The 13413-nt window shown below is 63.4% G+C and carries 13 protein-coding genes; 4 read left to right on the top strand and 9 right to left on the bottom strand.

The features are described 5' to 3' along the window. Window positions 1-23 precede the first annotated feature (23 nt). From phnE (ACO07J_RS18740) to psrA, 5 genes are all read right to left on the bottom strand, one after another. Window positions 24-863: a phosphonate ABC transporter, permease protein PhnE gene (gene phnE / locus ACO07J_RS18740; RefSeq protein ID WP_422031778.1), complete on the bottom strand. Its 840-nt coding sequence runs from the start codon at window positions 861-863 to the stop codon at window positions 24-26. A gap of 10 nt (window positions 864-873) precedes the next feature. Then, entirely contained in the window at window positions 874-1695 is an 822-nt protein-coding gene (gene phnE, locus ACO07J_RS18735) for a phosphonate ABC transporter, permease protein PhnE (protein WP_422031776.1), read from the bottom strand. 2 nt (window positions 1696-1697) lie between these two features. Next, window positions 1698-2444, bottom strand: a complete 747-nt coding sequence (phnC, locus tag ACO07J_RS18730; RefSeq protein WP_422033442.1) for a phosphonate ABC transporter ATP-binding protein — start codon at window positions 2442-2444, stop codon at window positions 1698-1700. Between the two features lie 68 nt (window positions 2445-2512). Then, window positions 2513-3406, bottom strand: a complete 894-nt coding sequence (locus tag ACO07J_RS18725) for a phosphate/phosphite/phosphonate ABC transporter substrate-binding protein (RefSeq protein WP_422031774.1) — start codon at window positions 3404-3406, stop codon at window positions 2513-2515. Between the two features lie 45 nt (window positions 3407-3451). Continuing rightward, a complete protein-coding gene (gene psrA / locus ACO07J_RS18720; RefSeq protein ID WP_422031772.1) occupies window positions 3452-4576 on the bottom strand; it encodes an iron-containing alcohol dehydrogenase PsrA in 1125 nt (374 codons plus the stop codon). A gap of 113 nt (window positions 4577-4689) precedes the next feature. Here psrA and ACO07J_RS18715 point away from each other — a divergent pair, with 113 nt between their 5' ends. After that, window positions 4690-5565, top strand: a complete 876-nt coding sequence (locus ACO07J_RS18715; protein WP_422031770.1) for a LysR substrate-binding domain-containing protein — start codon at window positions 4690-4692, stop codon at window positions 5563-5565. Between the two features lie 57 nt (window positions 5566-5622). On the opposite strand, the gene ACO07J_RS18710 is transcribed toward ACO07J_RS18715, so the two are convergent. The 3 genes from ACO07J_RS18710 to ACO07J_RS18700 all read right to left on the bottom strand — a co-directional run bounded on the left by ACO07J_RS18710 (window position 5623) and on the right by ACO07J_RS18700 (window position 8428). Next, window positions 5623-7101 carry an NAD-dependent succinate-semialdehyde dehydrogenase gene (locus ACO07J_RS18710; protein ID WP_422031768.1) on the bottom strand — a complete coding sequence of 493 codons (1479 nt, stop codon included), beginning with the start codon at window positions 7099-7101 and terminating at the stop codon, window positions 5623-5625. A gap of 131 nt (window positions 7102-7232) precedes the next feature. Then, a complete protein-coding gene (locus tag ACO07J_RS18705) occupies window positions 7233-7934 on the bottom strand; it encodes a response regulator (RefSeq protein WP_422031766.1) in 702 nt (233 codons plus the stop codon). Further along, the gene (locus ACO07J_RS18700) at window positions 7931-8428 is read right to left on the bottom strand and encodes a MarR family winged helix-turn-helix transcriptional regulator (protein WP_422031764.1); all 498 of its coding nucleotides are present in this window, start codon (window positions 8426-8428) and stop codon (window positions 7931-7933) included. The genes ACO07J_RS18705 and ACO07J_RS18700 overlap by 4 nt, the downstream gene beginning before the upstream one ends. Window positions 8429-8598: 170 nt before the next feature. On the opposite strand from ACO07J_RS18700, the gene ACO07J_RS18695 reads away from it, so the two are divergent. The 3 genes from ACO07J_RS18695 to ACO07J_RS18685 all read left to right on the top strand — a co-directional run bounded on the left by ACO07J_RS18695 (window position 8599) and on the right by ACO07J_RS18685 (window position 12520). Continuing rightward, window positions 8599-9465, top strand: coding sequence for a branched-chain amino acid aminotransferase (locus ACO07J_RS18695; protein ID WP_422031762.1), 867 nt, complete (start codon window positions 8599-8601; stop codon window positions 9463-9465). A gap of 3 nt (window positions 9466-9468) precedes the next feature. Next, the gene (locus tag ACO07J_RS18690; RefSeq protein ID WP_422031760.1) at window positions 9469-10902 is read left to right on the top strand and encodes a citrate lyase subunit alpha; all 1434 of its coding nucleotides are present in this window, start codon (window positions 9469-9471) and stop codon (window positions 10900-10902) included. A 67-nt stretch (window positions 10903-10969) separates the two neighbouring features. Then, window positions 10970-12520: an alkaline phosphatase D family protein gene (locus tag ACO07J_RS18685; protein ID WP_422031758.1), complete on the top strand. Its 1551-nt coding sequence runs from the start codon at window positions 10970-10972 to the stop codon at window positions 12518-12520. Window positions 12521-12669: 149 nt separating this feature from the next. Here ACO07J_RS18685 and ACO07J_RS18680 read toward each other — a convergent pair whose 3' ends face one another. Continuing rightward, window positions 12670-13170, bottom strand: a complete 501-nt coding sequence (locus tag ACO07J_RS18680; protein ID WP_422031756.1) for a hypothetical protein — start codon at window positions 13168-13170, stop codon at window positions 12670-12672. Between the last annotated feature and the right edge of the window lie 243 nt (window positions 13171-13413).

Below are 13413 nucleotides of genomic sequence, written 5' to 3'. Positions count from 1 at the left end.
TCGTTCCTCGATATGAAAGTCGGTTACTTGGCGCGATTGACGGCCGCCCGCAGGTAGCCGGACAGGAATTCGGCCAGCAGGACCATCGCGATGATTGACAGGATGATGGCGGCAACACGCAGGTTCTCGAGTTGCTGCACGTTGCGTTTGAGGTACCAGCCCATGCCGCCGCCGCCAAAGAAGCCGACGACCGTGGCTGCACGAAAGGCCACGTCCCACGTGTAGATCGCAATGCCGGTAAAGGCGACCCGCACCTGCGGCACGACGGCGAACACGAACACCTGGAACGGGCTGGCGCCGGCTGACCGCATCGCTTCGACCGGCCCCATGTCGATGGCCTCGATCTCATCGGCGAAAAGCTTTCCGGCGAAGCCGACACAGAACATCGTCAGGGCGCTGACACCGGCCAGCTTGCCGAACCCGAGAACCGACACGAACAGGATCGTCCAGATGGTTTCATGGATGGCCCGGCAGGAGATCACGCCAAGCCGGCCCACCGGGAACATGAGCCTGTGCGGGGTCACGTTGCCCGCCGAGAACCATGCCAGCGGGATGGCGAGGCAGACACCTGCGAAACCGCCCAGGAAAGACATCTGCAGGGTGTCGAGGATGGCCGCCAGGTAGCCACGGTCCAGCACGTAGGGCAGGTCCGGCGGGTAATACCGGTCACTGACGACACCGACCAGCCGCCCCATCGCGCCAAACAGCTTGGCGATGTCCACATTGAGGAAGTGCAGCGAATATCCCAGGAACAGGATGACGATCAGCAGGGTACCGAAACTGTAGAGCGAGTCGGGATACCTGTAGCGTGACCATTTCGGCCCGGTCCCGGGCAGCTTTGCGGAGATGGCTTGTTCAGACATGGCACGCTCCTCAGATGACGGCTTTGCGCAGGTAGTGCGAAATCACTTCGCCCAGGATGATCAGCATCAGGATCGCCAGGATCACCATGCTGACGCCGCCGTAGTTGAAACTGTTCATCTGGCGGAAGAAGAGAAGGCCGAGGCCCCCTGCCCCCACCAGGCCCATCACGGCCGAGCGGCGGATGTTGATGTCCCATTCGAAAATCACGGTGGCCAGGACCACGGGATAGATCTGCGGCAGGATGCCGTAATACATGACCTGGAACTTGTTGCCGCCGACGGCACGGATCGCCTCGACCGGTTTGGCGTCGATATTCTCAATCGCCTCCGCGGTGATCTTGGAGATGAACCCCACCGACCGCATTGCTATCGCAAGGATGCCGGGCAATGCCCCCAGGCCCACGGCACTGACGAAGATCAGCGCCCAGACGATCTCATGCACCGAACGGCTCAGCACCATCAGGAAACGGCCGATCGGGTAAAGGATCGTCTTGGACGGCGTCACGTTCGCAGCGCCCAGCCAAGCGACAGGCAGCGAAAAGAAACATCCCAGCACGGTGCCGATGCACGCCATCATGAAGGTCTCGAGCGTCGGGACGATCAGTTCCGGCAACAGCCCGATATCAAGGGTCAGGTAGCGCCCGACCGACGCCAGCACACCGCTGCGCCCACCGATACGCGACCAGTCGGTATCCTCGATGATCGTGCCGCTGACGCACCATCCGATGAACAGCAGAACGGCCAGCCAGATCAGCGCCAGTTTCGTGAAGCGGCGCCTGCGCAGGTCGGCCTGCAGGCTTATCGCCGCGGGATTTACGTCGAGGGAGGTCATGATCACAGAACCTCCATCGCGTAGATTTCTTCCAGGTCGGCATCGCGCAGTGTCTCGGTCGCGCCGTCGAATTTCTTGTAGCCGTCCTGCATGCCGATGATGCGGTTGCAGAATTCCTTGGCCAGTTGAACGTCATGGATGTTGCACAGCGCGGGCACTTTCAGCTCCCGCGCGATGTCGCGGATCAAGTGCATGACCTCGCGCGAGATCTTGGGGTCGAGCGCCGAGGTCGGCTCATCCAGCAGCAGCAACTTCGGGCGCTGCATCAGCGCGCGGGCGATCCCGACCCTTTGGCGCTGGCCGCCGGAAAGTTCATCCGCACGCTTGTTGACATGGTCGCTCAGGCCGACGCGGTCGAGATAATAGAGCGCCTGGTTGATGTCCGTCTGCGGAAAGGCCCGAAACAGTGACCGCAGGTTCCCGGTATAGCCGAGCCGGCCGGAAAGCACGTTGTCCATGACGGACATGCGATTGATCAGGTTGAACTCCTGGAAAATCATCCCGACGTTGCGGCGCAATCCGCGCAACTGCCGGGGATTCAAGCTGCAAACATCCTCGCCAAGCAACGTGATCCTGCCGCTCGTGGGCTCCACCAGCCGGTTCACCGCCCGGATCAGTGTGGACTTGCCCGCGCCGCTGGGGCCGATGATGGCTAGGAAATCGTCATCCTTCACCTCAAAGTCGATGCCCTTGAGAATTTCAGGGCCCTTCGCGGAATAGCGTACTTTCAGATCCGAAACCGTGAGCACGTTCATTGTATCTCCTCCCAGTAATGATCCTGCCCCGTCGCCCGGCGACAGGGCAGGGTGCGCGCAGGTCACTTTTCGTCCTTGGCCTTCTTCAGCGCCCGGATGATATCGTAATCGGCATCCGTCATCGCCACGAACTTGCTGGCATTGACGTTCTTGAGGTACTCGCGGCCTTCTTCCGTTTCTCCCAGCGTCAGAAAGGCGGCGGTGATCTTCTCGACCAGTTCGTCGCAAAGCTTGCCCGACACGACGAACGGGTCCTGCGGGATGACGGGCGACGACCAGATCACGTGGAAATCCTCCATCTTGACCAGGCCCCGGTCGATCACGTTGTCCAGACGGTGCGTCGCGACAAACGCCACGTCGACCTGGCCCTCGTAAACGGCCATCGCCGAAAGGTCGTGCCCGCCCGTGTAAACAACGCGCGAGAATTCCTCCTCTAGGTCCTTGCCGATCACTTCGGTGAAGGAAACCCGCGGCAGAAGGTTGCCAGACGTCGAGGCCGGGTCGGTCAGGCCGACAACGGTGCCCGGAAGGTCCTCGAGCGTCTCGATACCCGAGTCCGAGCGCGACACGAGCACCGCCTTGTAGCCGGGGCCCTCCTCCTGGAAGTGGCCCTTGTGTTTTGCATAGGTTGCAAAGACCTTCAGCGACGGGTCCTTCTCCTGTGCAATCACGTAGGAATACGGGCCGTGCATGCCGATATCGACGAACCCGCCCAGCATGGCTTCGACCACCGATGCATAGGATGTCGGCAGGAAGAATTCGACATCCTTGCCGGTGGCAGTCTTCAGCTTGCTGACCATCGGATCATAAAGCGACAGTTCTTGTGTCGTCTCCTCGGTCGGGATCATGGAAAAGCGAAGGACATCAGGGTCCTTGCAATCCTGTGCGGCGACCATTCCACCGGCCGCGATGGCCATGCCGAAGACGGCGGCCCCGAAAGTAGCGTGTCTTGTCATTGTATTTCCTCCCGTTGATAGTTTTCTTGTCTTCACTTCATTTGCTCATGCAGCCGATAGCTTCATGACATCCTGCCGCGTCGCGGCGGCCAGGAAGCTCTCCTTGCTGCCGACAAAGTTCTTCCCGCGCTCGCCGGCAAAAGCCTCGTCGATGATGGCGGCGCATTTTTCCGCGGGGACCCCGTGATCGGCAAACCGTGTGCCGACGTCCAGATCGTTGAGGAACCGGATCAACTGGCGGGCGCCGGCTTCGAGGTCGTCACCGAAGATCTCCCTCAGGGCCGCTTCGCGAAACCCGCCGATGCCGATGACCGAGCTCAGCACGGTCGGCAGCGTGAACGAGCAGGCGATGCCGTGCTGCACCCCCCAACCCAGCGTGATCGGATAGGACAGGTTGTGCGCGATCGCCGTCTTGGTGTTGGAAAAGGCCAGCCCCGCACACAATGACGCTTCGGCCATGTCGCTGCGCAGGTTGGCATTGCCCAGGTCACGCAAAAGCCTGGGCAGGGCGTGCAGGATCAGCTTGGCGGCAGCAACGGCATGGCGCGCCGAGACCGGGTTCGCGTTCACGTTCCAGATGCTTTCCAGCGAATGCGACAACGCATCTAGCCCCGTGGCCATCGTGAGCCCGTAGGGCTTGCCCAGCATCAGCTCGGGGTCGACAAGGGCAGTTTCCGGATAGAGCCGCGGATGGGCAAGCGAATACTTCTTGCCCTGCGCCTCGTTCCAGACGGTCGCCCAGCAGGTGACCTCGCTGCCGGTCCCTGCCGTCGTGGGCACCGCAATGATGGGCAGAAAGGCAAACGCGTCGCCCCCTTCCTTGGTCTCCAGGAAAGTCTGAACCCGGTCGAAACTTCCACCGGCCGCCGAAAACACCTTGGCGGAGTCGATGACCGACCCACCACCGAGAGCAACGATCACGTCGATATCCCCGTGGCCCGCAAAGCGCCCGGATTGCGCCGCGAGCAGTTCGAAATCAGGGTTCGGCGCCACGTCGCTGATCGTCAGAACGGGCGCCCCGGCCTGGCTCGCAAGTGCCGTTGCAAGCTCTTCGAACGGCGGTTCAGGGTAGGTAACCAATGCGTAACGGCGACCTCCGATCAATTCGGCAACAGAGCGAAACTGCCCGTCTCCGAAGATCACGTTTACCGGGTTCTGATATTTCCACATGGTCGCCCCTCATTGCTCTGTTCGGCCGCCGGATTCGACCGGCTCACCAACAATGCAAAGCGGATGTATATTAAACAAATTGATTGTTTAGATACGATCTATATACTCATTCTATGCTTAAATCGGAACTCAGAGCCTTTGACGCAGTGGCGCGAAACAACGGTTTCTCACGTGCCGCAAAGGTCTTGAACGTCAGCCAGCCAACCCTCTCGGCCCAGGTCAAGGCCTTGGAACAACGGTACGAAATCGAACTGTTCAACCGCGTTGGCCGAAGCGTGCGGTTGACCGCACCCGGGAAGGAGCTGTTCGAGGCCACAACCCGTCTCATGCAGGCCGAGAGGGATGCGAGGGAACTGCTTGAAAGCTACCAGGGGTTTCACAGCGGGTCTCTGAACCTCGCGGCGGTCGGCCCCTTCCACGCGACGGACATGATCGTCGCGTTTAAGAACGCCTATCCGCTCATCGATGTCGAAGTGCGCTTCGGCAATTCGGCCCGCTGCTTCGAACGCATCGTTTCCTACGAGGCGGATGTCGGCATCATCGCCGAAGTGCCCGCGGACAAGCGGGTCACCACATTACCCTACAGCACGCACGAGGTCGTCGTTTTCGTCAACACCGACCACCCGTTCGCCTCCCGCACAGAGATCGAATTCTCGGAACTGGCCGGTCAGAAAGTCCTGCGCCGCGAACCCGGCTCCACGACGCGCATGGCGATCGAAAGCGCGCTGCAGAAGCGTCAGATCGAAACCAGGACAATTCTCGAACTCGGTAGCCGTGAAGCGATCTGGAAGGGCGTGGAACAGGGCTTGGGAATAGGCTTTGTCGCCGACTTCGAGTTCGTGCCCCATCCGAACCTGCGGGCGGTCCGGATCTCCGATATGGACGTCCGGACCAAGTATTTCCTCGCCTACCTGACCGAGCGATCCCAATCCAAGCTGATCACGAACTTCTGCAAGGTCGCCCTGGATCTGGTCGGTGAGGCCAGGTAATTCAGGAACGCCCCCGCAAATTCTGCGAGAGCGTTCCGCTGTCACCGATACCGCGCCTCAGACAGAGGTGCAGATGTATTTCATCTCGAGGAAATCGTCGATCCCGTGATGGCTGCCCTCGCGGCCGAGCCCGGATTGCTTGACCCCGCCGAACGGCGCCACCTCGGTCGAGATGATGCCGGTATTCACCCCGACGATCCCGTATTCCAGCGCCTCGGCCACCTTGGTGACCCGGCTCAGGTCCTTGGCGTAGAAATAGCTGGCCAGACCGAAGATCGTGTCATTCGCCATCTCGATCACGTCATCGACCGTGTCGAACTTGAAGAGCGGCGCCAGCGGGCCGAACGTCTCGTCCTTGCTGACCACCATGTCCTGCGTCACACCGGTCAGGATCGTCGGCGGCAGGAAATAGCCCTGCCCCTCCATCGGGTCGCCGCCGCCCATCAGCACGTTGGCCCCCTTCGACGTGGCATCGGCCACGTGCTCCTGCACCTTCTCGATGGCGTCGCCATTGATCAGCGGGCCAAGCGTCGTGCCCTCTTCCAGCCCGTCGCCGATCTTCAGCTTCTCGACCGCGGCCTTCAGCTTCTCGGCAAAGGCGTCATACACCCCGGCCTGAACATAGATCCGGTTGGCACACACACAGGTCTGCCCGTTGTTGCGGAACTTGCACATGATCGCGCCTTCGACCGCGGCATCGAGATCGGCATCGTCGAACACGATGAACGGCGCGTTCCCGCCAAGCTCCATCGAGCATTTCATCACCTGGTCGGCGGCCTGCCGCAACAGGATGCGCCCCACCTCGGTCGAACCGGTGAAGGTCAGCTTGCGCACGATCGGGTTCTCGCAGAACTCCTTGCCGATCTCGGACGAGCTCGAGGAGGTCACGATGTTGAACACCCCCTTGGGAATGCCCGCCCGCTCGGCCAGAACGCCCATCGCGGTGGCCGACAGCGGCGTCTCGGCCGCCGGACGCCCGACAAAGGCACAGCCCGCGGCCAGCGCGGGGCCGGCCTTGCGCGTGATCATCGCGTTGGGAAAGTTCCAAGGCGTGATCGACGCGGCCACGCCGATTGGCTGCTTGATCACCGTGATCCGCTTGTCGCGCTGGTGGCCGGGGATGGTCTCGCCGTAGATGCGCTTGGCCTCCTCGGCGAAGAACTCGATGAACGAGGCGCCATAGGCAATCTCGCCCTTGGCTTCGGCCAGCGGCTTGCCCTGCTCGGCGGTCAGGATGATTCCCAGGTCGTCCTGGTTCTCCATCATCAGGTCGAACCACTTGCGCAGCACGTTGGCACGTTCCTTGCCGGTCCACTGCGCCCATTCCTTCTGCGCCTTGCCGGCAGCCTCGATGGTCTTGGCCACCTGTGCCCGGCTCATGTCGGCCACGTTGGCGATCACGTCACCGCGCGCCGGGTTGGTCACTTCGAACGTGCCGTCGTCGCCATCGACCCATTCGCCGCCGGCATAGGCCCGCTCGGCCACAAGGCTGGGATCTTTCAAAAGGGATTTCAGGTTCGTGGTCGTATCAAGCATCACTCGGTCCTCCCGGAAAATGGTTGGCCAAAGGGAAACCACTTGGCGAACGGAATGTCCAGATCACCCGGTCCGCCGCCTGGGCCCGCCCTGTCCGTCACCGTGCCGGGATACCTCGGAATCCCGGCGGCTCAGTCCGGCGCCAGCATGTACCCCTCGCCCCGCACCGTCTGAAGGTAGCGCGGCTGCTTGGGATCCTGCTCGATCTTCCGCCGCAGCCGCGTGATCTGCACATCGACCGCCCGCTCCTGCGCCTGCCCCTTGTCGCGGCCCAGGTCCTCGACCAGCTTCGCCCGGCTCACCGGCTCGCGCAGATGCTCCGAGAAGATCCGCATGAGCTGCACCTCGGTCGCGGTCAGCCGCACCGGCTCCTCCCCGCGCAACAACTCCGACCGCTCGATATCGAACCGCACGGCGCCCAGTTGCAGCACCTTCGGCGCCATCGTCTCGGTCGGCGCCGCCGGCATCCGCCGCAGGATCGCGTTGATCCGCAGCAACAACTCCTTCGGCTCGAACGGCTTGGCAAGGTAATCGTCCGCCCCGGCCTCCAGCCCCTTGATCCGGTCCTCGGTCTCGCCCTTCGCGGTCAGAAGCAAGATCGGCGTCAGGACCGTCTCGCGCAGCGCCTTCGTCAGCGCCACGCCATCCTCCCCGGGCATCATCACGTCGAGCACGATCATGTCGAACTCCAATCCCGACAGGATGCGCCGTGCATGGGCTGCATCCCGTGCCGCCGAGACGAGAAACCCGTGCCGCGCCAGGAACTTGCGCAGCAATCCGCGGATACGCTCGTCGTCATCCACGATCAGCAGGTGCGGGGCCGGTTCGCTCATGCGCCGTTCTCCCGGATACGGTGGTACATCTTGCGCAACTCCGGCTCCATCATCGCCTCCAGCACCTGTCGGAATCCCGCCACGGCCTCCGGCCCCGCCGCGCGGTACGCCGCCCGCATCCGTGCCCGCTGCGCATCCGAGATTTTCCGCTCCAGCGCGACGCCTTCCTCGGTCAGGAACAGGTTCCGCTCCCGCTTGTCGGTGGCCCCGATCCGGCTTTCCACCAGCCCGTTCTCGATCAGCGTCCGCAGCACCCGGTTCAGCGACTGCTTCGTCACGCCCAGGATACCCAGCAGGTTGTTGACCGTCGTGCCCGGGCTCCGCGCAATGAAGTGCAGCGCCCGGTGATGGGCCCGCCCGTAATCCATCGTCGCGAGAATACGGTCGGGGTCGGCGGTGAACCCGCGATAGGCGAAGAACATCGCCTCGATCCCCTGTCGAAGCTGCTCGTCGGTCAGAAACAGCAGGTTTTCACCGCCCTGAACGTCCGGCATGGCTCCTCCACATCACAAGTTCCACTTTCCACCCCCGACATTATGTCAGCTTTGTTGACATTCCAAGATCAAACTGGTAGCGAATCGCAGTTTCCACGCAACTTTATGTCCGGTTCGGACGTAAGTAACGCAACAAATGGAAACGCGAGCCTTGATGAGGAGTACAAAAGATGGCTGGCTACGATGACCGCGACGGAAAGATCTGGATGGATGGCAAGCTCGCCGACTGGCGCGATGCGAACGTACACATCCTGACCCACGCGCTGCATTACGCCAGTTCGGTATTCGAGGGCGAGCGCGCCTATAACGGCAAGATCTTCAGAAGCCGCGAGCATTCCGAGCGCCTGCACTATTCCGCCGGCCAGCTCGACTTCGAGATCCCCTTCACCGTCGACGAGATCGAGGCGGCCAAGCAGGAAGTGCTCCATGCCAACGGCCTGACCGACGCCTACGTGCGCGCCGTCGCATGGCGCGGGGCCGGCCCCGACATGGGTGTCGCCTCCGCCCGCAACCCGGTGCGCCTGGCCATCGCGGCCTGGGAATGGGGCGCCTATTACGGCGACGCCAAGATGAAGGGCGCCAAGCTCGACGTCTCCAAGTGGAAGCGCCCGAGCCCGGAAACCATCCCCAGCCACGCCAAGGCGGCCGGCCTCTACATGATCTGCACCCTGTCGAAACACGCGGCCGAAGCGAAAGGCTGCTCCGACGCCATGATGTTCGACTATCGCGGCTACGTGGCCGAGGCGACGGGCGCCAACATCTTCTTCGTCAAGGACGGCGAGGTGCACACGCCCAAGCCCGACTGCTTCCTCAACGGCCTGACCCGCCAGACGGTGATCGGCATGCTCGAGGACCGCCAGGTCAAGGTCCACGAACGCCACATCATGCCGGAAGAGCTGGAAAGCTTCCAGCAATGCTGGCTCACCGGCACCGCGGCCGAGGTCACCCCCGTGGGCCAGATCGGCGACTACAATTTCGAGGTGGGCTCCCTCACCCGCGACATCGCCGAAGGCTACGAGCAACTCGTTCGTACGTAAGCCTTGCGTCTCCGCGAGGCCCTTGAAAAAGCCGGGGTGAAGGACGGCGCCACGCTGTCCTTCCACCACCACCTGCGCAACGGCGACGATGTCATGCGGCAGGTGCTCGCCGCCTGTTCCGCCGCCGGCCTGCGCGACCTGCACATCGCGCCCTCCTCCCTCTTTCCCTGCCATGCCGCGCTGATCCCGTTTCTCGAGAACGGCACCGTCACCCGCATCACCACCTCCTACATGACCGGCCCGCTGGCCGACGCGGTCCGCGCCGGCCTCCTGCCCCATCCGGTGCGCCTGCAAACCCATGGCGGACGCGCGGCGGCCATCGCCTCCGGCCGCCTGCCCATCGACGCCGCCTTCATCGCCGCCCCTGCGGTCGACGCCGCGGGCAACCTCACCGGCGCCACCGGCCCCGCCGCCTGTGGCCCGCTGGGCTACCCGATGGTCGACGCGGCCCATGCCCGGCACGTCATCGCCCTCACCGATCACGTCAGCACCGACCTGCCCCGCATCTGCATCCCTGCCGATCAGGTCGACACCGTGATCGAGACCGACCATATCGGCGACGCCTCCCAGATCGCCTCCGGCACCACCGGCCGCGTCCCCTCGCCCAAGGGGCAGGCCATCGCCGACCTCACCGCGCAACTGATCGCCTGCTCCGGCCTCCTGCAGGACGGCTTCCGCTTCCAGACCGGCGCCGGCGCCACCTCCGTCGCGGTGGCCCATGCCCTCGCCCCGATCATGCGCGAGCGCACCGTCACCGGCGCCTTCGCCGCGGGCGGCATCACCGGCGCGCTGGTCGAGATGTTCCGCGCCGGCCTGTTCCACACCCTCCGCGACGTGCAGGCCTTCGACCTGCCCGCCGTCCGCTCCTATGCCGAAGATGCCGACCACCTGCCGATGTCCGCCGAAGCCTACGCCAGCCCCGACCGCCCCGACAGCATCGCCAGACAGCTCGACGTCATGATCCTCGGCGCGGCCGAGATCGACATGGATTTCAACGTCAACGTCACCTGCGCCAGCGACGGGCGGATCATCGGCGGCTCCGGCGGCCATGCCGACACCGCCGCGGGCGCCACCCTGCCCATCGTCACCACCCAGCTTGCCGCGGGCGGCTTCCCCAAGCTGGTGCGCAATCTCACCTGCCTCACCACCCCCGGCGCCACCATCGGCGCCGTCGTCACCGAGGCCGGCATCGCCATCCACCCCACGCATCCCGAACTGGCCCAGCGCGCCCGCCGCGCCGGCCTGCCCGTCACCACGCTCGACGACCTCCGCCGCAACGCGGAAACAGGCACTGTTTCACCCGGAAACGCCCGTGGCAAAGGCAGGCTCGTTGCCCTCTGTGAGAGCCCGCAGGGCGATATCATCGACGAGATCCGCGCCCCCCTGACGCCCGCCTTCACAAAACCTTCGCCATTTCTTCAAACAGCCTTCGGCTAACGGTCACGAAACCCCGGTCATTACCGCGGCACACCCGAGTTTTCAGGAAACCGCGAAGGAGACCCACATGACCAAGCTGATCCGTCCCACCCGCCGCGCCGTTCTGGCCTCCGGCACCGCGTTCGCCGCCACGCTCGCCATGCCCGCTCTCAGCCGCGCCTCGTCGCGACCGGCCTTTACCCACGGCGTACAGTCGGGCGATGTCGACAAGTCCTCCGGCATGATCTGGACGCGCACCGACCGCCCCGCCAAGGTCATGATGGAGGTCTCGACCACCGAAAGCTTCGACAACGCCATGAAGCTTCCCCCGCTCGATGCCCTGCCGGAAAGCGATTTCGCCGTGAAACGCCTGATCGACGGCCTGCCCTCGGATCAGGACATCTTCTACCGCTTCACCGCCCATGACCTCTCCGACATCAACGGCACCAGCGAACCGGTCACCGGCCGCTTCCGCACCGCGCCCGCCGGGCGCCGCGACGTGCGTTTCGCATGGTCTGGCGACACCGCCGGCCAGGGCTGGGGCATCGACGATGACGGCATGGCCACCTACGCCACCATGGCCCGTCACACCCCCGATTTCTTCCTCCACTCGGGCGACACCATCTATGCCGATGGCCCGATGACCGACGAGGTCGAACAGGATGGCCAGGTCATCTGGAAGAACACCACCCTCATCGACGAAAAGCGCAAGGTCGCCGAAACCCTCGACGAATACCGCGCCCAGTGGAAATACAACATGATGGACGAGCACGTTCTGGCCCTCAACGCCGTCGCGCCGACCTTCTTCCAGTGGGACGACCACGAGGTCGTGAACAACTGGTCCTCCTCCCGCTCGCTGATGGAAGATGACCGCTATTCCGAGAAGTCCATCCACGTCCTCGCCGCCCGCGCCGCCCGCGCCTTCCACGAGATGACGCCGATCCGCTACACCCCGGCAGAGCCGGGCCGCGTCTATCGCAAGATCTTCTACGGGCCCATGCTCGAGGTCTTCTTCCTCGACCTGCGCTCCTATCGCGGTCCCAACTCCGAAAACATGCAGGACACCCTGACCGACGAAAGCCGCATCCTCGGCGCCCAGCAGATGGCCTGGCTCAAGCGCGAGCTGACGCAATCCTCGGCCACTTGGAAGGTCATCGCCTCCGACATGCCCATCGGCCTTGTCGTGGGCGGCGGCGAGGAAGCCGTGGCCAACGGCGACAATGGCCCGGCCAAGGGCCGCGAGCTGGAGATCGCCGAGCTGCTGCGCTTCATCAAGACGGCCAACATCACCAACACCGTCTGGTTCACCGCCGACGTGCACTACACGGCGGCGCATTACTACGATCCCAACAAGGCCCAATTCCAGGATTTCGCCCCCTTCTGGGAGTTCGTCTCCGGCCCGCTCCACGCCGGCACCTTCGGCCCGAACGACCTCGACATGACCTTCGGCCCGGAAGTGAAATACGTGAAGGCCCCGACCGAGGAACAGGGCGCCAACCTGCCCCCCTCGGCCGGCCTGCAATTCTTCGGCCTGGTCGATATCGACGGCGCCACCCAGCAGATGACCGTCCGCCTGATGGACCGCGCCGATACCGAGCTGTGGAGCATCACGCTCGACCCCGAAGGCATGGCGATCTGACGGCTCAGGCGTAAAGCTTCCTGAAATCCCTCACGGCGCGGTCTACCCGCGCCGTGATCTCCCTCTACGCCTTGTGGCTCCGGCGCATCATACCGTCACGTCTTCCGCCAGTCAGGCAGATGCCCCAAGCCCTGCCACTTCACGTCCGATCAGACCGACAACCTGTTGATGTCCCAGCCGGCCCGGGTCCATTTCCTCGCGATTGCCGTGTCTCGCCAATAGGCAACGGCCAGCGCTGCGACGAAGCCTGACCCAAAGACGATCGCGATCCATATGCCAATCACCAGAAGTGGCCCCATCTCGGTAAGCGACTGCCGCCAGGATTCGATATTGTAGACGACAATGATGGTGAACACGGCACCGGGCACCCAGAATACGGCCTTGGCCAGACCTCGTGCCTCACGAAAATCGGCCGCCAGCCCACGTATCGCATTCCCGATCAGGTCCTCCAGTTCATGATCCGACAGTTTCTGCCAGCTCTCGTCCCCTTCCCGGCGCAGGTAATCCCTGTAAGCCACGACGCGAGACGCCATGCGCCTTTCGAAATCCGCACTGGCCTGGGCCGCGGCATACTGCTTGTCCGACCGGCCCAAGGCACCGATAAGTGCGATGAACACGATGATTGCGACAATCCCAATTAGATAAATCATTTCCACCCCCCGAAAGGCCCGGATAACGAGCCAAACACGACACCCGGCTTCAAGCCGGGCAGCCGGTGCGGCCACGCAAACCCGACACCCAAAAACCGTGTGTCACTTTGCCGCACCATGTGATCTTTGCGCGGTTTCGAACAAAAAGAAACGTCTTTGTCGCATGCTCTGCGCATTTACGTGACCGACAACAGGCACTCGACAGGCCATCGCACCGGCCCGTCCACCCCGCATCCGCGCACC

This window comes from Roseovarius sp. (genome assembly GCF_965228755.1).
In the GTDB taxonomy this organism is placed as follows: Bacteria; Pseudomonadota; Alphaproteobacteria; order Rhodobacterales; family Rhodobacteraceae; genus Roseovarius.
Note: the sequence above shows the minus strand (reverse complement) of the source record. Positions and strands in the feature narration are given on the sequence as shown.